The following is a 385-nucleotide window of genomic DNA, read 5'->3' as shown; positions in this document are numbered from 1 at the left end:
AGTTGCCTAAACGTTTTACTCGTATAATGACAACCTTGATCGCTATGAAACATAACTCTTTTTGGATTTCCCCGGCTTTTATAAGCCATTCTTAATGCCTTTTTAGTCAGTTCACTGTCAGGTCTTGTTGATGTTGCCCAACCTACAACTCTACGGGCATAAAGGTCAATAACGACTGCTAGATAAACCCACCGAGAGCCGCACCAAACATAAGTTACGTCGCCACACCACACTTGATTTGGTGTTGATACGTTAAACTCACGCTCAAGCAAGTTAGGAATGCTTAAGTGAAGCTTTTCAGCTTTTGCATACTTGTGTGAAGGTAGCTGACGACTCACTAAGTCATTCTGTTTCATTAACTTACGCACGAGCCAACGACTAACGT

Annotated in this window: 1 protein-coding gene; it reads right to left on the bottom strand. The window is 42.1% G+C overall.

Annotation, left to right across the window (positions count from 1 at the left end; translation table 11 throughout):
- Window positions 1-385, bottom strand: a 385-nt coding sequence (locus CWC16_RS19695) for a DDE-type integrase/transposase/recombinase (RefSeq protein ID WP_249929322.1), incomplete at both ends; no start/stop codon positions are given.

Origin of the sequence: Pseudoalteromonas sp. S3776 (genome assembly GCF_005886915.1) — a bacterium.
Classification (GTDB): Bacteria; Pseudomonadota; Gammaproteobacteria; order Enterobacterales; family Alteromonadaceae; genus Pseudoalteromonas.
Note: the sequence above shows the minus strand (reverse complement) of the source record. Positions and strands in the feature narration are given on the sequence as shown.